17 protein-coding genes are annotated in these 19,784 nt (G+C 61.7%); 6 read left to right on the forward strand and 11 right to left on the reverse strand.

The window, feature by feature from the left end; all coding sequences use genetic code 11:
- Window positions 1-59 precede the first annotated feature (59 nt).
- Window positions 60-932, reverse strand: coding sequence for a LysR family transcriptional regulator (locus tag PspCFBP13508_RS13180; protein ID WP_137214760.1), 873 nt, complete (start codon window positions 930-932; stop codon window positions 60-62).
- A 271-nt stretch (window positions 933-1,203) separates the two neighbouring features.
- Here PspCFBP13508_RS13180 and PspCFBP13508_RS13185 point away from each other — a divergent pair, with 271 nt between their 5' ends.
- Together PspCFBP13508_RS13185 and PspCFBP13508_RS13190 are read left to right on the forward strand one after the other, a co-directional pair.
- Entirely contained in the window at window positions 1,204-2,529 is a 1,326-nt protein-coding gene (locus PspCFBP13508_RS13185) for an MFS transporter (RefSeq protein WP_137214761.1), read from the forward strand.
- A 72-nt stretch (window positions 2,530-2,601) separates the two neighbouring features.
- Complete coding sequence (locus PspCFBP13508_RS13190; protein WP_137214762.1) at window positions 2,602-3,993, forward strand: FAD-dependent oxidoreductase; 1,392 nt, start codon at window positions 2,602-2,604, stop codon at window positions 3,991-3,993.
- Between the two features lie 8 nt (window positions 3,994-4,001).
- Here PspCFBP13508_RS13190 and tssI read toward each other — a convergent pair whose 3' ends face one another.
- Window positions 4,002-5,390, reverse strand: coding sequence for a type VI secretion system tip protein TssI/VgrG (tssI, locus tag PspCFBP13508_RS13195; protein WP_137214763.1), 1,389 nt, complete (start codon window positions 5,388-5,390; stop codon window positions 4,002-4,004).
- A 221-nt stretch (window positions 5,391-5,611) separates the two neighbouring features.
- On the opposite strand from tssI, the gene PspCFBP13508_RS13200 reads away from it, so the two are divergent.
- Window positions 5,612-6,316 carry a YebC/PmpR family DNA-binding transcriptional regulator gene (locus tag PspCFBP13508_RS13200; RefSeq protein WP_073471330.1) on the forward strand — a complete coding sequence of 235 codons (705 nt, stop codon included), beginning with the start codon at window positions 5,612-5,614 and terminating at the stop codon, window positions 6,314-6,316.
- 102 nt (window positions 6,317-6,418) lie between these two features.
- Here PspCFBP13508_RS13200 and PspCFBP13508_RS13205 read toward each other — a convergent pair whose 3' ends face one another.
- The 4 genes from PspCFBP13508_RS13205 to PspCFBP13508_RS13220 all read right to left on the reverse strand — a co-directional run bounded on the left by PspCFBP13508_RS13205 (window position 6,419) and on the right by PspCFBP13508_RS13220 (window position 10,538).
- Window positions 6,419-7,732 (reverse strand): protein kinase, encoded by a 1,314-nt coding sequence (locus tag PspCFBP13508_RS13205; protein WP_137214764.1) that lies wholly within the window; start codon window positions 7,730-7,732, stop codon window positions 6,419-6,421.
- A gap of 207 nt (window positions 7,733-7,939) precedes the next feature.
- The gene (gene zapE, locus PspCFBP13508_RS13210; protein ID WP_137214765.1) at window positions 7,940-9,070 is read right to left on the reverse strand and encodes a cell division protein ZapE; all 1,131 of its coding nucleotides are present in this window, start codon (window positions 9,068-9,070) and stop codon (window positions 7,940-7,942) included.
- A gap of 209 nt (window positions 9,071-9,279) precedes the next feature.
- Window positions 9,280-10,035: an anti-sigma factor gene (locus tag PspCFBP13508_RS13215; protein ID WP_110600761.1), complete on the reverse strand. Its 756-nt coding sequence runs from the start codon at window positions 10,033-10,035 to the stop codon at window positions 9,280-9,282.
- Entirely contained in the window at window positions 10,032-10,538 is a 507-nt protein-coding gene (locus PspCFBP13508_RS13220) for a sigma-70 family RNA polymerase sigma factor (RefSeq protein ID WP_016775320.1), read from the reverse strand. The genes PspCFBP13508_RS13215 and PspCFBP13508_RS13220 overlap by 4 nt, the downstream gene beginning before the upstream one ends.
- Window positions 10,539-10,694: 156 nt before the next feature.
- Here PspCFBP13508_RS13220 and PspCFBP13508_RS13225 point away from each other — a divergent pair, with 156 nt between their 5' ends.
- Entirely contained in the window at window positions 10,695-11,801 is a 1,107-nt protein-coding gene (locus tag PspCFBP13508_RS13225; protein WP_137214766.1) for a catalase family peroxidase, read from the forward strand.
- Window positions 11,798-12,343, forward strand: coding sequence for a cytochrome b (locus PspCFBP13508_RS13230; protein WP_137214767.1), 546 nt, complete (start codon window positions 11,798-11,800; stop codon window positions 12,341-12,343). The genes PspCFBP13508_RS13225 and PspCFBP13508_RS13230 overlap by 4 nt, the downstream gene beginning before the upstream one ends.
- A 59-nt stretch (window positions 12,344-12,402) precedes the next feature.
- Here the strand turns inward: PspCFBP13508_RS13230 and PspCFBP13508_RS13235 are convergent, their stop codons facing one another.
- Both PspCFBP13508_RS13235 and PspCFBP13508_RS13240 read right to left on the reverse strand, forming a co-directional pair.
- A complete protein-coding gene (locus PspCFBP13508_RS13235; RefSeq protein ID WP_137214768.1) occupies window positions 12,403-13,554 on the reverse strand; it encodes a M14-type cytosolic carboxypeptidase in 1,152 nt (383 codons plus the stop codon).
- Window positions 13,555-13,971: 417 nt separating this feature from the next.
- Window positions 13,972-14,370, reverse strand: a complete 399-nt coding sequence (locus PspCFBP13508_RS13240; protein WP_137214991.1) for a DUF3077 domain-containing protein — start codon at window positions 14,368-14,370, stop codon at window positions 13,972-13,974.
- 130 nt (window positions 14,371-14,500) lie between these two features.
- Here PspCFBP13508_RS13240 and PspCFBP13508_RS13245 point away from each other — a divergent pair, with 130 nt between their 5' ends.
- Window positions 14,501-15,160 carry a S24 family peptidase gene (locus PspCFBP13508_RS13245; RefSeq protein WP_038861876.1) on the forward strand — a complete coding sequence of 220 codons (660 nt, stop codon included), beginning with the start codon at window positions 14,501-14,503 and terminating at the stop codon, window positions 15,158-15,160.
- 42 nt (window positions 15,161-15,202) lie between these two features.
- Here PspCFBP13508_RS13245 and PspCFBP13508_RS13250 read toward each other — a convergent pair whose 3' ends face one another.
- The 3 genes from PspCFBP13508_RS13250 to PspCFBP13508_RS13260 form a co-directional block, all read right to left on the reverse strand.
- On the reverse strand, window positions 15,203-17,152 hold the full coding sequence (locus PspCFBP13508_RS13250) for an acetyl/propionyl/methylcrotonyl-CoA carboxylase subunit alpha (protein WP_137214769.1): 1,950 nt from the start codon (window positions 17,150-17,152) through the stop codon (window positions 15,203-15,205).
- Window positions 17,152-17,964: a gamma-carboxygeranoyl-CoA hydratase gene (locus PspCFBP13508_RS13255; RefSeq protein ID WP_041477116.1), complete on the reverse strand. Its 813-nt coding sequence runs from the start codon at window positions 17,962-17,964 to the stop codon at window positions 17,152-17,154. Before PspCFBP13508_RS13255 ends, PspCFBP13508_RS13250 begins: the two co-directional genes overlap by 1 nt.
- A 120-nt stretch (window positions 17,965-18,084) precedes the next feature.
- Window positions 18,085-19,689 carry a carboxyl transferase domain-containing protein gene (locus PspCFBP13508_RS13260; protein ID WP_137214770.1) on the reverse strand — a complete coding sequence of 535 codons (1,605 nt, stop codon included), beginning with the start codon at window positions 19,687-19,689 and terminating at the stop codon, window positions 18,085-18,087.
- Between the last annotated feature and the right edge of the window lie 95 nt (window positions 19,690-19,784).

Here is a 19,784-nt window from a genome sequence, read left to right on the forward strand (position 1 = left end):
ACACTACAGAGCGCGCTCCCATGTGGGAGCGAGCCTGCTCGCGAAGGGGCCGATACTGTTTACGCAAGACTCTCGCGAACCATATCGAGAAACGTCGCCACCACCCGCCGCGAACTCTGTTCGCGCAAGCACACCAGGGTTTCGGTCAGGCGCCTCGTGCAGTCGGTGATCGGCAACGCGCTGACCCGTGAGTCGGCGCCGAACTCCGCCGCTGAAACCACGCCAACGCCAATCCCCACCACCACCGCCTCACGCGCCGCTTCCCGACCTTCAACCTGAATCGCCGGGCGGATGCGCAAACCTGCGCGGGCCATTTCCTCTTCCAGCGTCTGGCGGGTCACCGAACCGATTTCGCGCAGCACCAGTGGCGTGTCGTCCAGATCGGCCAGACAGATCGATTCGCGCTCGGCCCAAGGATGATTACGCGAAACAAACGCCACCATCGGATCGTTGCGCAGCGGTACACACAGCAAGCGTTCATCGGTTACGTCGCGGCCGAGCAGCGCCAGATCGGCCTGATAGTTGAACAGGCGAAACAGCGATTCGTCGGTATTGCCGGTCTCGATTTTCACGCTGATGCCCGGGTAGCGCTCGCAGAACCGTGCGATCTGCGGCAACACGTGGATCGGCGCATCCACCGCGAGAATCAGGCTGCCGGTCCGCAGGGCCTGGGATTCCTGCAGCAATTCCTGCGCTTCGGCTTCGATCACGAACAGGCGCTGGGTGATCGCCAGCAGACGCTCGCCAAGATCGGTCAGGCGTACGGAACGTTTATTGCGGTGGAACAGCAGCACGCCGAAGCGTTCTTCGAGTTTGCGTACCTGGTCGGAAATCGCCGGTTGCGTCAGATAAAGCCGCTCGGCGGCGCGGGTGAAGCTGCCATGGACGGCCACAGCGTGAAACGCTTTGAGTTGGGCATGTGAGACGGACATGGTGGCTCCAATAACAAGCTCAGCTTATGTGTGAAATACGATAAATCGATTTTATTTATTAAACAGTAATTGCTTTGATCGGCTCACGCCATCGCTGACTGTTCGGTCGAACAGCAGCGCCGGCCCATGAGCCTGTGCGTGCAACAGCAGACTCATCTGACCGTTATCGCCGAAGGGAAGGGGCGGTAACGCAGTGCTCAACAATAAAAAACACAGGCGTTTTTCTTAATCGATTCTGCCGGCACACTCACACCCTGAGGTCAGAACCACCATGAACAATCACATCGGCACCCTGGCGCGTTGGCGCGTGCAGATCTTCGCTATTACCTGGCTCGCGTACGCCGCGTTCTACTTCACCCGCAAAGCCTTTTCGGTGGCCAAACTGGGCATCGCCGAAGACCCTGATTTCACCCTCGACAAAATGGCCATGGCCAACCTCGACGCGATCTATCTGGCGGCGTATGCCCTCGGACAGTTCACTTGGGGCATGCTCGCCGATCGCTTTGGCCCCCGGGTCGTGGTGCTTGGCGGCTTGCTGATATCCGCCGCTGCGGCGCTGGTGATGGGCAGTTTCGCCACATTGCCGATCTTCGCCACGTGCATGTTGATTCAAGGTTTGGCGCAGTCCACTGGCTGGTCCGGGCTGTGTAAAAACCTTGGCAGCTTCTTCCCGTCAGAGCAGCGCGGGCGGGTGCTCGGCTTGTGGAGTTCCTGTTACGCGTTTGGTGGTCTGGTCGCCTCGCCGTTCGCCGGCTGGTGGGCCTACACGCTGGTCGGCACCTGGCACGCGGCATTCATTTCCAGCGCGGCGGTGGTCGCGGTGGTCGCCGTGCTGTTCTTTATCTTCCAGCGCAACAAACCGGAAGACGTCGGCTTGCCGGCGGTGGAGCCCGAGCCGGAACTGACCGCCGAAGAAACCGCAGCCAACAGCAAACTCAGCGTCTGGGAGCCGTTGAAGGAAATCCTGCGCAACCGCACGGTGCTGGTGCTGGGCCTGGCGTATTTCCTGTTGAAACCGGCGCGCTACGCGATTCTGTTGTGGGGGCCAGTGATTGTTTTCGAGCAGATGCCCAGTGTCGGCAAGGTCGGCGCGGCAATCATCCCCACCGCATTTGAGCTGGCCGGATTGCTCGGGCCGATCATGATCGGCCTGGCCTCGGACAAACTTTTCGGTGCGCGGCGCATGCCAGCCTGCGTGCTGAGTCTGCTGGCGCTGACCGTGACGCTGGCGTTGTTCATGGCCGCGCTGAACACCGGCAGCGTGTTGTTGGTCGTCGCGTTGCTGTTCGTCATGGGCCTGACGTTGTATGGCCCGGACTCGATGATCAGCGGTGCGGCGGCCATCGATTTCGGCAAGGCCAAGGCCGGTGCCACCGCCGCCGGTTTCGTCAACGGCTGCGGCTCCGTTGGCGCGGTGCTCGGCGGTTTGCTGCCGGGCTACTTCGACTCGGTGACGGTGTTTATCGTCTTCGCCGGATGCGCGCTGTTCTCGGCGCTGGTGCTGATTCCGCACTGGAACAGTCGGCCGGTCGGCGTGATGGAGCCGCGCGCGGCGATCCCCAACTGCGCGCTGACCATCAAAGCGCTGCGTTCCTGAACCCCTTCGCCCCGTGGCCTGCTGCGCGGTGCGCGGCAGGTTGCGTTGTGGCTTTCTGACTGGAGATTTCCCATGCGACCGTTCTGGCTCGAGCAAGCCTTGCAGGCCGACCCATCCGAGCACTGTCCACCGCTGCAAGGCGAGGTGCGCACGGATGTGTGCATCGTTGGCGGCGGCTACACCGGATTGTGGACGGCGATCATGCTCAAGCAGCAAAACCCGGAGCTGGAGGTGCTGCTGATCGAAGCAGACATCTGCGGTGCCGGCGCCAGTGGCCGTAACGGTGGTTGCGCACTGTCATGGTCGGCGAAGTATTTCACCCTGGAGCGCTTGTTCGGCGTCGAAGAAGCGGTGCGTCTGGTCAGGGAATCGGAGCGCAGCATCCATGCGATCGGCGAGTTCTGCGAGCAGTACGGCGTCGATGCCGACTACCGCCTCGACGGTACGTTGTACACCGCCACCAATGCCGCTCAGGTCGGCGCGACTGATGCGGTGATCGCAGCGCTGGAGCGTAACGGCATCAACTCGTTCAGCCAGCGCCCGCTCGTCGATGTGCAGCGCATGGCTGGTTCAGCAAAACATCTGGAGGGCTGGTTTTCCCCGGCGGCTGCCAGCGTGCAACCGGGCAAACTGGTGCGCGGTCTGCGCCGGGTGGCACTGCAATTGGGCGTGAAAATCCATGAAGGCACGGCGATGACCGGTCTGGAAGAAGGCCGCCCGGCACGCATCCACACACCCTGCGGCAAGGTCATCGCCGACCGCGTGGTGCTGGCGATGAATGCGTGGATGGCCCGCGCGTTTCCTCAGTTCGAGCGCAGTGTGGCGATTGTTTCCAGTGACATGCTGATCACCGAACCGCGCCTGGACTTGCTGCAGCAAATCGGTTTGACCAGCGGCGTCAGCGTCCTCGATTCGCGGATCTTCGTGCACTACTACCACAACACCCCGGACGGCCGGATCATGCTCGGCAAGGGCGGCAACACCTTTGCCTATGGCGGACGGATGCTGCCGGTGTTCGATCAGCCGTCTCCCTATGCAGAATTGCTCAAGCGCAGCCTCGCCGATTTCTTCCCGGCGTTTGCCGAGGTGAAAATCGACGCGACGTGGAATGGCCCGTCGGATCGTTCGGTGACCGGTTTGCCGTTCTTCGGCCAGATGAGCGGGGCGGGCAACGTGTTTTACGGCTTCGGTTATTCCGGCAGCGGCGTCGGCCCGTGTCACATGGGCGGGCAGATTCTCGCCGCGCTGGTGCAGGGCCTGGACAATCCTTGGACCCGCTCGCCGCTGGTCAACGGGCCGCTGGGTTATTTCCCGCCGGAACCGATTCGCTACCTCGGCTCGCTGATGGTGCGCAACGCCATCCGCCGCAAAGAGCGCGCCGAAGATCACGGACGCCGACCCAGACATCTGGACGTGCGCCTGGCCAGATTCGCGGCGGCGGCGGGCAAGGCTGACAAAGGCTGAGCCGGCGACTAGTGCTCGGCGCGGTTGATCAGCCAGTCGAGCAACAGGCTGTCGCGCACGGGCTCTGATTCGCGCTCCGGTGGCTGGTGCGCGTGGCCGAGGCACAGAATCGGTCGGTCCGGATCGCTGTCGAGGAAACTCACCCACACTTCGCTGCCGGCCCGTGGCAATTGGTCGACGGCGACGGCGCCGTTGATTCGACTCATGGCAATCGGCAGCCACAAGGCGCCGCTGTCGGATTTACCCTCAGCAGGCCACAAGCTCACAGCGAGGCAGCCGTTTTCGTCCAGTTGCGCGGGTTGCCCGGGCGCACCCGCCACTTGCGCAAGGTGGTAGCCGGCGATATTCGGACGTGATTGTTTGAGTGGCGGACGGAAGTCGGTCGACCACGGTAGCGCGGTGAAGTCGTTGTGATAACGGTGTACGGTTGGCGTCGGATCAAGGATCGAAGGGTGCTGACCGTGGTGGCGCACGGCGCTGATCAACCATTGTTCGTTGAAATGATGGATCGGATGCTCTGCCACAAGCAGCAATCGGCCGCTGAGCAAATCGCTGCAATCACTGCGCCCGTGGATGGTGCGCAGTTGGCAGCGTTGGCGTTGCAAATGCCGCCGGCTGCGTTGCTCGGCGTACAGGCGCTCCGGTGATCGCGCTGGCATCGCCGGCTCTGTCGAGACTTCGTTGGCTGCGTCGATACTGGCGGTCGGCTGACCGCGATTGCGCACTACATGCAGCACCGGCACCGGCGCCGCGCGATGCTGTTGATACAGAGTGCTGACGCAGGGCGATGGCGGTTGCGCATCGGCGTTGAAAGGTATTTCGACCGGTTCCTGCGGCAGGCTCAGGCTGTCGTCGGCGAACACTGCGACATGTCCGTCCGGCCCGTGTTCGAAGTGATAGTGGATGCCTTCTTCTTCGCAAAGCCGCTGCAGCAGGGCCAGATCGCTTTCTTCGTACTGAACGCAAAACGCCCTTGCCGGGTAGTGACCGACGCTCATTTCGATGCGATAGCTATGTGCCGGCAGGGCATGTTCTTCGAGCAGTTGTTGAATGATCTGCGGCGTACTCAGATGGGTAAACACGCGTCGGTTATGCGTTTGCGCCAGTTGTTGCAGATGCGGCACCAGAATCAGTCGATAGCCGACCCGATGGGTGCCGCGGTGTTCGCAGCTGGCGCTGGAAATGACCCCATGGAAACCGTGCTGCTCACTCAGCCGCAAAAACGCCGGCCGTTGCAAAAAGGCGCCCGGGACGATGGCCGGGGCGAGGCCGAGTACTTCGATGTCGAAACGGTAGGGCTGGTTGAGCGCTTCCTCGCCGCGAAAACGCACCACCGGCAGGCGCAATCCGCTGTCGGTCAGCGTTAGGGTGAAGGGACTTTCCTTGTCATTGAGCATTCGAGCAGGCCCTGTCAGGCGATACGGGGTTTCAAGGGTACGAAACCGTCGGGCTGAATGGTCATGTCAAAGGTGCTTTTCAGAATTCCCCTACATGCTTTGGTGAAGATGTCGATTCCGCCGGCGATTTTTTTGGTCGATTGCCGACTTTAGGCCGTATAAACTTGCCGCCACGCGTCGGCCAATAGATGTCTCGGCGCCACAGATCAAGAGAGTGAGTAATGGGCGCACAGTGGAAGGTTAAACACAAAGAAGCGGCAGCCAACGCCAAAGGGAAGATCTTCGGCAAACTGGTGAAGGAAATCACCATTGCTGCGCGCAACGGTGCCGATACCGCCACCAACGCACACCTGCGTCTGGTGGTCGAACAGGCGAAGAAAGCCTCGATGCCAAAAGAAACCCTCGATCGCGCGATCAAGAAAGGCGCCGGTCTGCTGGGTGAAACCGTGCAATACCATCGCGTGACCTACGAAGGCTTCGCGCCGCATCAGGTGCCGCTGATCGTCGAATGCGTCACCGACAACATCAACCGCACCGTCGCGGAAATCCGCGTGGCGTTCCGCAAGGGCCAGTTGGGCGCTTCCGGTTCGGTGGCGTGGATGTTCAACCACGTCGGCATGATCGAAGCCTCGCCGGACAGCCCGGATGCCGATCCGGAAATGGCCGCGATCGAAGCCGGCGCCCAGGATTTCGAACCGGGTGAAGAGGGCGCGACGCTGTTCCTCACCGACCCGACCGACCTCGACGCTGTGCAGAAAGCCCTGCCTGAACAAGGTTTCACCGTGTTGTCGGCGAAACTCGGCTACCAGCCGAAGAACCCGGTCAGCGGCTTGAGCGACGAGCAGATGGCTGAAGTCGAAGCGTTCCTTGAAGGCCTCGACAACCATGATGACGTGCAGGACATGTTTGTTGGTCTGGCTGGCTGATCTGTCGCGCCAGTAATGACCTCTTCGCGAGCAGGCTCGCTCCCACATTTGAAATACATTCCATTGTGGGAGCGAGCCTGCTCGCGAATGACTGCGCAGCGGTCAAAGATTCTCCAGCACCTCGATCACTTCACTGAACCCCGGCCGCCCCAGCACATCGGCCTGACAGCAACGTCGCTCCAGCGCCTGCAGTTGCGCGCGCCGCTCCGTACTCAATCCTGAGTCGACACGCTCCAGCAATTCCCCCAACAACACACCGAACGCACGGACTTCCAGGCGCTGCAATGCGCGCGTCTGCACATCATCGCCGGTGGCATGAAACGACGCCGCGCCGAAATCCCCGAGCAGACAATCGCCGCGATCGTTCAACAGAATGTTGTGGCCATACAGATCGCCGTGGGTGATGCCTTGGCGGTGCAGGTGCTCGGCCGCTGAGGCGATGCCTTTGGCGACGCGCAGGGCGACCTCGGCGGGGAACCGGCAACCTTCGGCATAAACATCCCGCGAGCACGAGTCCAGGCTGGGCAAACCGGCGAGATTGCCGAAGCTCGGATCAATCAGTTGCATCACCAGCCCCTGCTGTTGGTCGGGATGGCCGCTGATGCGCCCTTCGACGCGGATCAGGTTCGGGTGCAAGCCTGCGGTGATGCAGGCGTTCATCTCATGCAACGGCGAGCCGTCGCTGGTCATCTCGCCTTTGTACAGCTTCACCGCAACCGCCTGCGCCGTGCCGTCGTCGCGCTGCCAGACTGCCCGGGAAATCACCCCGGAAGCGCCTTCGCCCAGTTGCTGCTCCAGGCGCAGCGCCGACCAGTCGATCAGCGGCGTGGCCTCAAGTGCAGCGGCATCGGCTTCGGTCTCCAGCGGATTGCCGGCGTAGGCCAGCCAGGTCAGGCTCGGCAAGGTCAGCAACCACTGCGGCAGTTCGCTGAGCTGATTGGCAGCGATGCGGAGCAATTCCAGCCGATGGCAGTGACGCAGGGAGTCTGGCAGCGATTGCAGGCGATTGCCGGCGAGCATGAGCTTCTGCAAAGCGGGGCGTTCACCGAGTTCGCTGGGCAGGCTTTCGATGCGGTTATCGGTGAGGATCAGCCAGCGCAGCTGCGGCGGCAGGGCGGCACCGGGCACAGTGACGATGCGGTTGGCCTTGAAGCCGACCATGGTCAGCGCGGTGCACTGGCCGAGGCACGCCGGCAGTTCGCTGAACTGGTTGTCGGAGCAGAACAGCACGCGCAGGCGGGTCAGGCGGTGCAGGTCAGCGGGCAGGCTGGATAACGCGTTGCCGCTGAGGTTGAGCACTTCCAGCGTGTCGGCCAGTTGGAAAACTTCGCGGGGGAATTCAGTCAGCCCGCAAGACAGGTCGAGGCGGGTAATGCCTGACAGCTCGCCGGCGCGCAGTTGAGCAAGGGTGTGCATGTCTGGTTTCGCTATTGATCGGTGGAGCGACGCGGGGGCGCTGGGAATGGGCGACATGATAGCGGTAAAGCGGATGCTGAACGGATTTTGAGTTGTCCCGGGACCTTGTGGGAGCGAGCCTGCTCGCGAAAGCGGTGTATCAGTTAAATGAATTCTGACTGACATACCGCTTTCGCGAGCAGGCTCGCTCCCACAGGGTTCAGGGTGTCAGTTGGGTTCGTGGATTTCCTGCAATTGCCCCAACCGGCTGCGCGTGCGCGCCAGGTCAATGGCGTGACCTTCCAGACTCTGACCCAGCGGCAACTGGCCGAGCAGGGTCAGGTGTTTGTCCTGATCGTAGAGCACGTCGATCAGATTGATGAAGCGCTGCTGCACGGCGATCGGACACTCGCCGAGCTGCGGCAGGTCATCGATGATCCACTGCTCGAAACGCTGGCACAGTTGCAGATAATCCATCACTGCTGTTGGCTGTTCACACAAATCGTTGAAGGTGACCGCGACTCGCCGGCCTTGGCAAAAACGGGCCTGAAGCTGGCGCTTGCCAACTTCGAGGGCCAGGGCAGGCGCGTCGGCTGGTGGCAGGTCCAGAGTCTGACGTTGAGCTGCCGTCGCCGGCCAAACGTAATGTCCTTGGGTAAACACTTGATGCGTGTGCTGGCGGTTGAGTGTGCGGTAGTCGTGGGCGCCGCCGACTTCCATCACTTGCATGCGCGTGTTGATCAGCTCGATCACCGGTTTGAAGCGCGCGTGATACAGCGGATTGGGCAGCAGGCCCTCGGGTGCATAGTTGGAGGTCACCAGCAGCATGATCTGCCGTTTGAACAGGGCCTTGAACAGTCGCGTGATCAGCATCGCGTCGCCGATGTCATGCACGTGAAATTCGTCGAAACACAGCACCTGGCAATCTTCCAGCAGTTCGTCCAAGGTGATTTCCAGCGCGTCTTCCTCCTGGCGATGACGGAACATGCCGTCGTGCAACCGAGCGAAGAACTGATGGAAATGCAGGCGGCGTTTGCGCGTGATCGGCAGTGCCTGGAAGAAACCGTCGAGCAACCAGCTCTTGCCGCGCCCGACGGCGCCGTAAAGATACAGGCTCGGCGGGGTGTGGCCGCTGTCGCCGAGCAGCACGCTGGCTTGCTGCGCCATGCAGTCGATGACTTGCTGCTGACTGCGGCTGAGGGTGTAACCCTGACTGTGGGCCTTGTCGCGGAAGTAATCGCGGATGCTCGCGGCATGAGCATCGTGCCCGGCGCTGGCGGGAAGGCCTTTGCCGAACAGGCGGCGCAGCAACGGCCAGCGTTGGCTCAGTCGTGATCGTTTCGGCGGTCGGGCGGGCACGCGGGAAAGGCTCCTGTTTGATTGGGCGAGCTCCACCGGGAGCGCGGTGGCCCAAGTGTAACCAGAGCTCAGGGGCTGGCTCCATGAAATATGTGCACGTTCCCCTGTAGGAGCTGACGAGTGCAACGAGGCTGCGATCTTTTGATCCTGGGTTGCCACCAACAGATCGCAGCCTCGTTGCACTCGTCAGCTCCTGCAAGAGGCGGATTTCAGAACGGTGGCGATTGCTTGAGCAACTCTGCTGCCGGCGAGTCGGTCGGGCTGACCACCGCATAGTTGTAGCCCGGCCCTGACCAGTAATCGGCCTGCAGATCGCCATCGCTGCGCGAGCCACGCGGCAGCAGGGTGTTTTTCGGCCCCGGTGGACGCAGGTAAAAGCTCACTTTGTGACCGCTGCCATCCTCATACATCACCATCGCCGCCGCGCCTTCATCGGTGCTGAGCAAGCGCCCGCTGACCGGCTCGAATCCGGCAGCTTTCAAGTCCGGCAAGCGCCCGGCACCGCTGAAGTAGCGGTCGAGCCAACGCTGCATGTCGCCGTCGCTGTCGACCTTGTAATCGGCGGGCAGTACGCCTTGCTGGGCGATCAGGCGATAGGCTTGCAACGCGTCAGTCATCGGCAATTGCGCAGGGCGCGCCAGGGTCATTTCCCGCGCCTGCCAGCCACTGAAACCGCCAATGCTCACGGCAATCAGCAACACCGCCGCGCTGGCCAGGTGGCGACGGGACTGCTGGCGGCGGCGCTGGCGAATCATCATCGGGTCGAGCGCCGGATTGGCCGGTTGCTGCAACGCGCCACTCAGCGCTGCGCGCAACTGTTGGGCATCGCGTTGCCAGGCGCGCACCTGCGCCGCTTCTTCGGGGTGGCTGGCCAGCCAGGTCTCGAGTACGCGCCGATCGGCGTCGCTGAGCTGGTGGTCGACGTAGGCGTGCAAATCACGTTCGCTGGGAGGCAGGCTGATCATTTGAGTATCCGCAAGGAAGGGCTGCTGATTTCGCCGTCGCTGAGTTGGCGCAAGGCCTGGCGGGCGCGGGACAGGCGCGACATCACGGTGCCGATCGGGGCGCCGAGGATCTCGGCGACCTCTTTATAGGACAGGCCTTCCACCGAGACCATCAGCAGCAGAGCGCGCTGTTCGGTGGGCAGGCGTTCGAAGGCTTGCAGGGTCGACTGGGCAATCACGGTGCGTTCCACCGAGGGTTCGGCATCGTCGCGACCGGTGAAAAATTCCAGCATCCGCGCATAGCGCCGCGAACGACGGTGCGCGTCGAGAAATTGCCGATAGAGGATCGCAAACAGCCAGGCGCGCAGGTCGCCCTCAGCGCGTTTCTCGCCCCAGGCCGACAGCGCCCGCTCGAGGCTGGCCTGGACCAGATCGTCAGCGCTGCTGCTGTTGCGCGTCAACGACACGGCGAAGCGGCGCAATCTGGGAATGATTTCTCTCAACTGTTCGTCGAATTCGCTCATGAATTTCTGCTGGTCGCTACGCTGTGGACTAGGAAGACGCCCGTCAGCGCAGGTTATTCCCCGTGCGCAAAAATAAATACCGCGCCGTGGAATAAACCCGGACGGGGTGCGTCTTGCTGACTCTTTCCACTTGTGGCCGATGGCCTGGAGATATTCATGGTTGATCGCTCGTCCCCCAACGCTGCACCGCCCGGCAGGCCGCCGCGCCAGCCACTGAGCGCCGCGAGCCTGGTTTTTCGCCTGGGCGGCATTGCCGTGATTGTCGCCGCCGTGGCCGGGGCGTTTGCCTACGTGCATGGCAACCTTGACCCACAACGATTGACGCCAAAAGCGTTGGTCGATGTGCTGGAAAAGAACAACGGCGTGCATCCCGGTTTCCGTCGCAATCACGCCAAGGGTGTCTGCGTGATCGGCCATTTCGAAAGCAGCGGCGAGGCGCGCGCGTTCTCCACCGCGCAAGTGTTCAATCTGCCGCAGACGCCGGTGGTGGGGCGTTTCGCCTTGCCGGCCGGCAATCCCTATGCGCCGGACAGCGCCGTGCCAATCCGCAGCCTGGCGCTGCGCTTCACCCAAGCGAACGGTCAGCAATGGCGCACCGGCATGAACAGCATGCCGGTGTTCCCGGTGGGCACGCCTGAAGCGTTCTACCAATTGCAGCAGGCGCAGTCGCCGGATCCAGCCACCGGCAAGCCCGACCCGACGAAGGTGCCGGCGTTCTTCGCTGCACACCCGGAAGCCGTGCCGTTCTTGACGTGGGTGAAGACCGCCAAGCCTTCGGCCAGCTACGCGACCGAAACCTATAACAGCATCAATGCGTTCTATCTGGTCGATGGCAACGGTAAAAAGCAGGCCGTGCGCTGGAGCATGACCCCGTTGGCGCAGGACGCAACAGGTGCCACGGCCCCTGAAGGCGCGGACTTTCTCGAGAAGGATCTGGTGCAACGCCTGGCCGCCGCACCATTGCGCTTCCAGTTGAACATCACCCTGGCCAACGCCGACGACCCGGTCAACGATGCCAGCAAGACCTGGCCCGCAAATCGCAAAGTGCTGAACGCCGGGACGTTGGTGCTGGAGAAAACCCAGCCACAGCTCAGCGGTGAATGCCGCGACATCAACTACGACCCGCTGGTGCTGCCGGCCGGGATTCAAGGCTCGGCAGATCCACTGCTGGCCGCGCGTTCTGCCGGCTATGCCGATTCCTACCTGCGTCGCACCAGCGAAGTCAGCCAGTTGCCCGCCGCCAAACAGGAGGCTCGTCCATGAACAAGCAACCGACGCATTTCGTTTTGCTGGCGCGCCTGCTGCACTGGCTGATGGCGCTGATGATCATCGCCATGCTGTTTATCGGCGCGGGGATGGTCACTTCGGTGTCGTCTCGCCATGAATGGCTGATTCATCTGCACAAGCCGCTGGGCATCGCGATTCTGGCGCTGGTGATCGTGCGCCTGCTGGTGCGCTTCACCACGCGTCAGCCGCCGTTGCCGGATGATCTGCCGGGCTGGCAGGTGCTGGCGGCCAAGGCTTCCCACGTCTTGTTGTATGCGTTGATGCTGGTGTTGCCGCTGCTTGGCTGGGGGATGATCAGTGCCTCGGGCGAACCGGTGATGCTCACGGCGTCGCTGCATCTGCCGTCGATTGTGCCGGCCGATGCGCAACTGTTTGCGTTGCTGCGCAAGTCGCACGGCTATCTGGCCTATCTGCTGTTTCTGACGGTGCTGCTGCACCTGGCGGCGGCGCTGTTTCATGGCTGGGTGCGTCGTGACGAAGTGCTCGACAGCATGTTGCGCGGGCGTGATCGCGGCTGAGCCGTTAAAGCAAAAGATCGCAGACAGGCTGCGATCTTTTGTCGTTACAGAGGAGGGGATCAGCGCAGGGTGTCGACCATGTCGGCGAGGGTGGTCAGCACGTCCTTGCCCAATTGCTTCGAACGTTTGCCCGACCAGCCGGTGATCTTGTCCGGGTGGTCGTCGTGGTCCTTGAACGGCATCTCCAGGGTCAGCGACAGGCAATCGTATTTCTGCCCGACGCTGTTGCACGCCAAGGTCATGTTGGCCTGCCCCGGTTCGTCGCGGGTGTAGCCGTAGGTGGTCTGGAAGTCTTTGGTGGTGTGCTTGAGATGACTGCGGAAATGCTCTTCAAGCTTTTCGATGCGCGGTGTAAAGCCAGGATTGCCTTCACAGCCGGCGGTGAAAACGTGAGGTATGGTTTCGTCGCCGTGTACGTCGATAAACGCATCGACGCCATACTTTTGCATCTGCTGCTGAACGAACAGCACTTCCGGGCTGATGTCCTGGCTCGCGTTCTGCCAGGCCCGGTTCAAGTCCTGGCCCATGGCATTGGTGCGCAGGTGGCCGTGGAAGGCGCCATCCGGGTTCATGTTCGGCACCAGATACAGATCGGCGCTCGCCAGCAGTTTATTCAGAATCGGGTCGTCATGGCGCTCCAGACGCTCAATCACGCCTTCCATGAACCATTCCGCCATGTGCTCGCCCGGATGCTGCTGGGCGATGATCCAGATCTTGCGCTGGCCTTCGGCACCGGTGCCTTTGCGCAGTAGCTGAATGTCGCGGCCCTCGACACTTTTGCCGGTCGCCAGCAATTCGGTGCCAGCCTTGCTCAGCGCCTGCTCGATCAACCAGTCGTGGCGGCCGCGGCTGTAGGGTTCGAAATAGGCGAACCAGGCGTGGGTCTGTTCGGCTTCCAGGCAGAAGCGCAGGCTGTCGCCTTCGAAGCTGGTGGGGATGCGGAACCAGTTGACGTGATCATACGATGCCACCGCTTGATAGCCCGGCCAGCCTTTGCTGTAGGTCGATTGGCTGGCGTTGACCAGACGAAACCAGTGTTCCTGATGCACATGCAGGCCGCTGGCCTTGAAGTGGAACCACTGAAAATGAGCGCTGCGGGTGTCCGGGCGGATGGCCAGAACCGGATTGAGCGGGTTGCTGATGTCGATGACTTGGATATTGCCGCTGTCGAAATTGGCGCTGATGTCGAACGAAGATTTGGCCACGGTCATAATCGCTTCCAGAGCAGGATTTTTATGACCGGTACTTTACACGCAGGCTGGGGTGAAACCGAGGGGAATTGCGGGTGTAGCGGGGGGCGTCTTCCGTGACGCGCCAGCAGCTTAGAGGCTATGCGATTGATTCTCAAGTGCTGATTGCCATTGTTTGGCCCAATGTGGCCGGGCTCGGCTTGCCAATCAATATTCTTTTGATATTATCCGCGCCATCGAATTTGCAGCACCCAAAGACTTCATTAGCCTGAAGACACAAGCCCGAAAAACGGGCAAAAAAAGACCCGGCAAAAAGCCGGGTCAAAAACCGTGATTAGCCTGATGAGGAGATAGTCCAGAAGACCGACCTAAGGTCTCTGGTCCATCGACTGATCTCGCGACCAGCTGCTTGCAATAATAATCATTATCATTTGCAAGTCAAATGTTTTTATCTGCGCGATGGGAAAATTCTTTCCTGTCCGCCCGTACCTTGTCCGCCGTGACTTCGTCGTTGTCGATCGAATGGTCGACCATTGCCCGCGCCATATCCACCATGTGCACCACCGAGAAAGCCAGGTCGCGATTCGTGCCTTGCAGGTTTTCTGCAGCCTTGAACGCTGTGGCGGCCGCACATCGCAACAAGTCCGAGGCGTGCACCAGTGCTTCCTCGCCACTGAGATGGTTTTTGACATCGAAGAAACGTTCGTCCGCCTCGGATTTCGAAACAGTCGGTTTCAAGTAGTAGTCGAGAGCGCGCTGTGCGGCGGCATTGCCCTGAGGCGAGGTGAAGCTGGTGTCGATATGCAGATCGGGCAGGTCTTTGCTGCTGATGTTCATCATGAAACGTCACTCCATGTTCGATTGAAAGTCCGTTTCCCTAGGATAGTACCACCTGTATTTGTGACGAGAATTTAAATACTACAATATGTGTTTTGCCGGTCGAAGACGTCCGCGTAAGGTGCGGCACATGGATAAATGGATTGAGTTGGTCAAGGCCAAGATGAGTGAACTCAAAGTCACTCAAACAGAGCTCGGAGAGCGCGTCGGCATGTCCCAGGGCGGGATCGGTCATTGGCTGAACAAGCGTCGCGAACCCGGTGTTACCGAAATGAACCGCGTGCTCAAGGCGCTGGGAATGGACTTCCTCGAAGTCGTTCTGGTGATCCGCGAACCGCAGCCGACGCCGGAAGACGAAATGCCGCTGGCGCAGAAGTACAACCCGTACTTCCGTTATCCGGTCTGCGATTGGCGTGCGCCGTGCGAAGTGCGTGACACTGCGGCGAGCTATCCCGGAGCATCAGCGAAGCAGCGCTTCGAACTGACGGATTACCACGCTCGTGGCGGTGCCGCGTTCTGGCTGACGGTGACGGGGGATTCGATGACCGCGCCGAGCGGCCAGAGCATTGCCGAGGGCATGCTGATTCTGGTTGACCCGGAGTTGGAGGCAGTGCCTGGCAAATTGGTGATCGCCCAGTGGCCGGACAGCGAAGAAGCGATTTTCCGCAAACTCGACGAGCAGGCCGGCCAGCGCTACCTGGTGCCGCTCAATCCAACCTGGCCGAAAACCCTGCTCACCGATGAATGCCGGATTATCGGCGTGGTGGTTCAGGCGACGGCGCGTTACTGAACGGATCGATCCTCGCTCAAGGCCAGGATCGACCCTTTTATTTCATCCCTCTTCCAGTTCAACCAAAGCACTGCCTTCACTGACCATATCGCCTTCCTGGCAATACAGCGCTTTGATCACACCGGCCTGCGGCGCGCGGATGCTGTGTTCCATCTTCATGGCTTCAAGCACCACCAGTTGCGCCCCGGCCTCAACCGACTGTCCCGTTTCGACCAACACGCGCACGATGCTGCCGTTCATTGGCGCGGTCAGACCGCCCTGATGGCTGTGGCTGGCTTCGACGGCACTGATCGGATCGAACGCTTCGATGCGCCGCAACTCGCCGTCCCATTCCAGATACAACGCGCCACCCTGACGAATCGCCCGGAATGTGCGGCGCACGCCGTCATGCTCGATGGTCAGCGCCTCGCCCAGCAGTTTTGCATGGGCCGCAGTTCTCAAGGTCAACGCGCGATCCTGTCCCTCGCAACTCAAATGCAAGGTGATTTGCGCCGGCAAACCTGCGCGCAAACCACTGCCGCAAGACCAGGGGGAGGCGGGATCATCCGCCCGCGCACGCTTCGGCAAACTCTGCGCAAACGCCTGCGCCGCCGCATGCCAGAACTCATCGCTCAACGCGGCTGGTGCTGGCAGCAATTGCTCCTGATAGCGCGGGATAAACCCGGTATCCAGCTCTGCCGCCGCAAACGCTGGATGCGCGATGATCCTTCGCAGGAAATTGATGTTGGTCCTCAGCCCGCCAATCGCAAACTCGTCGAGCATGCTCAACAGACGCAAGCGCGCCTGTTCGCGATCTTCACCCCAGGCAATCAGTTTGCCGAGCATCGGATCGTAGAAGGGCGAGATCTCGTCACCTTCCTCAACGCCGCTGTCTACCCGTCGCCCCGGTCCCTGCGCCGATTCGCGGTACAAGTCCAGACGCCCGGTGGCCGGCAGGAAATCATTCGCCGGATCTTCGGCATACAAGCGCACTTCAATCGCATGACCGTTGAGCGGCACCTGCGCCTGGGTGATCGGCAGCGCTTCCCCACGGGCGACGCGAATCTGCCAGGCGACCAGATCCAGCCCGGTGATTGCTTCGGTCACCGGGTGCTCGACTTGCAGCCGCGTGTTCATCTCCATGAAGAAAAACTCGCCGCGCGCATCCAGCAAAAACTCCACGGTGCCGGCGCCGACATAACCGATCGCCTGCGCCGAACGCACAGCCGCTTCGCCCATTGCCCGGCGCAACTCGGGCGTCAGACCCGGCGCCGGGGCTTCTTCGACGACTTTCTGATGCCGACGCTGGATCGAGCAGTCGCGCTCGTTGAGGTACAGGCAGTTGCCGTGCTGATCGGCGAACACCTGAATCTCCACGTGACGTGGCTTGAGCAAATACTTTTCCACCAGCATCCGCGAGTCGCCAAACGACGATTGCGCTTCGCGCTGCGCCGAGGCGAGGGCTTCAGCCAGTTGGCTGACATCCTCGACGACTTTCATGCCTTTGCCGCCACCACCCGCAGTGGCCTTGAGCAGCACCGGATAACCGATGCGTTCGCAGGCTTTGCTGAAGGTGTCGAGGTCCTGCGCTTCGCCGTGATAGCCCGGCACCAGTGGCACGCCAGCCTTTTCCATCAGCGCCTTGGCGGCGGATTTGCTGCCCATCGCATCGATGGCCGAGGCGGGCGGGCCGAGGAAGATCAGCCCGACGGCTTCGATGGCGCGGGCGAATCCAGCGTTTTCCGAGAGAAAGCCATAGCCGGGATGAATCGCCTGGGCACCGCTGGCCTTGGCGGCGGCGATCAATTTATCAATTTGCAGATAACTCTCGGCAGCCTTGCTGCCGCCCAGATCCACGCGGATATCGGCTTCACGGCTGTGCCGCGCATCGCGGTCGGTGGCGCTGTGCACGGCGACGGTGGTCAGGCCCAGGGCCTTGGCGGTGCGCATCACGCGGCAGGCGATTTCGCCGCGGTTGGCCACCAACAGGGTGGTAATCACAGGTGCGCTCATCAACGCGACTCCTTGGTGGATGCGGCTTGCCAGTTCGGCGGGCGTTTTTGCAGAAAGGCGCGCAAGCCTTCCTGACCTTCGGCGCTGACGCGAATCCGCGCGATGGCATTTTCCGTGTAACGACGCAGGGCCGGGGTCAGCGCGCCGTTGCCGACTTCACGCAGCAAATCCTTGCTGGCGCGCATCGCGGCGGGGCTGTTGAGCAGCAGATTGTCGATCCACTGTTCGACCTGTTGCTCCAGTTCAGCGGCCGGGTAGCTTTCGGCGAGCAAGCCGATTTCCCGCGCCCGCTGCCCGCTGAAGCGCTCGGCCGTCAGCGCATAGCGGCGCGCCGCACGCTCACCGATCGCCTGCACCACGAACGGGCTGATCACCGCTGGCGCCAGGCCGATGCGCACTTCCGACAGGCAGAACTGCGCGTCATCGGCGCCGATCGCCATGTCACAGCAACTGATCAAGCCCAGCGCGCCACCAAACGCCGCGCCCTGAACCACAGCCAGAGTGGGGATTTTCAGCTTGGCGAGGTTGTACATCAGCTCGGCCAGTTCGCGGGCATCGTCAAGATTGGTGTGGTAATCGAGTTCCGCCGATTGCTGCATCCACGCCAGGTCGGCACCGGCACTGAAATGCTTGCCACGCCCGCGCAGCAGCAGGAAACGCAGGCTCGAATCGCTGGCGACCTTGTCGAGGGCGAGGATCAGTTCGCGGATCATCTCGGCGTTGAAGGCGTTGTTTTTCTCGGCGCGGTTGAGCCACAAGGTCGCAAAACCGCGTGGGTCGTTTTGCAGTTCGAGGGTATTGAAGTCGCTCATATTCATCCGTCTCCACGGTTCTTGTGGGAGCGAGCCTGCTCGCGAAAGCGGGGTATCAGTCGATCTATCCGCTGCCTGACAGAGCGCATTCGCGAGCAGGCTCGCTCCCACAAAAAAACATCACATCCGGAACACGCCGAAGCGGCTCGGTTCGATTGGCGCGTTCAGCGCCGCGGACAACGCCAGGGCCAGTACATCGCGGGTCTGCGCCGGGTCGATGACGCCGTCGTCCCACAGTCGCGCGCTGGAGTAGTAGGGGTGACCCTGTTCTTCGTACTGATCGAGAATCGGCTGCTTGATCTCGGTCTCCTGCTCGGCGCTGAACGCCTGACCGCTGCGTTCGGCCTGTTCGCGCTTGACCTGCACCAGTACGCCGGCGGCCTGTTCGGCGCCCATCACGCCAATTCGCGCGTTCGGCCACATCCACAAAAAACGCGGATCGTAAGCGCGCCCGCACATGCCGTAGTTGCCGGCACCGAAGCTGCCGCCGATGATCACGGTGAATTTCGGCACTTTGGCGCAGGCCACCGCGGTCACCAGTTTCGCGCCGTGCTTGGCGATGCCGCCGGCTTCGTACTTCTGGCCGACCATGAAACCGGTGATGTTCTGCAGAAACAGTAGCGGGATGCCGCGCTGGCAGGCCAGTTCGATGAAGTGCGCGCCTTTCTGCGCGGCTTCGGCGAAAAGGATGCCGTTGTTCGCCAGAATCGCGATCGGGTAGCCATGCAAGTGTGCGAAACCGCAGACCAGCGTGGTGCCGAACAGCGCTTTGAATTCATCGAACACCGAACCGTCGACCAGCCTCGCAATCACTTCGCGCACATCGAATGGCTGCTTGGCGTCAGCCGGAACCACGCCGTACAACTCATCGCTGGCGTACAGCGGCGCAATCGGCGTGCGCTGCTGCACCTCGCCGAGCTTGCGCCAGTTGAGGTTGGCGACGCTGCGGCGGGCGAGGGCAAGGGCGTGTTCGTCGTTCTCGGCGTAATGGTCGGCCACGCCGGAGGTCTTGCAGTGCACATCGGCGCCGCCGAGGTCTTCGGCGCTGACCACTTCACCGGTCGCAGCTTTCACCAGCGGCGGGCCGGCGAGGAAAATCGTCGCCTGGTTGCGCACCATGATCGCTTCGTCCGCCATGGCCGGCACATACGCGCCGCCCGCGGTGCACGAGCCCATGACCACGGCGATCTGCGGGATGCCCATGGCGCTCATGTTGGCCTGATTGAAGAAGATCCGCCCGAAGTGCTCGCGATCCGGAAATACTTCGTCCTGACGCGGCAGGTTGGCACCACCGGAATCCACCAGATAAATGCATGGCAGGCGATTCTGCTGCGCAATGGTCTGCGCGCGCAGGTGTTTTTTCACCGTCAGCGGGTAGTACGAGCCACCTTTCACCGTCGCATCGTTGGCGACGATCATGCACTCGACGCCTTCAACGCGACCAATCCCGGCGATCACCCCGGCAGCCGGGACGTCTTCGCCATACACGGCGTGAGCGGCGAGTTGGCTGATTTCGAGAAACGGCGAGCCCGGATCAAGCAAGCGATTGATGCGCTCGCGCGGCAGCAATTTCCCCCGCGAGGTGTGGCGTTCCTGAGCTTTGACACCGCCACCCTGCGCCACTTGAGCGAGCAGGGTGTGCAGCGCGTCGACCTGTTTGAGCATCGCCGCGCTGTTGGCGGCGAACTCCGCTGAACGCGGGTTGAGCTGAGTGTGCAGAATCATGGGGCTTACTCCGTAAGCAGCTTCGAGCTACAAGCGGCAAGCTGCAAGTTGGGGCAAGAGCGTGGATCTCTTGCAGCTTGTAGCTTGCGGCTTGC

Source organism: Pseudomonas sp. CFBP13508 (assembly GCF_005233515.1).
GTDB classification, from domain to species: Bacteria; Pseudomonadota; Gammaproteobacteria; order Pseudomonadales; family Pseudomonadaceae; genus Aquipseudomonas; species Aquipseudomonas mercuritolerans.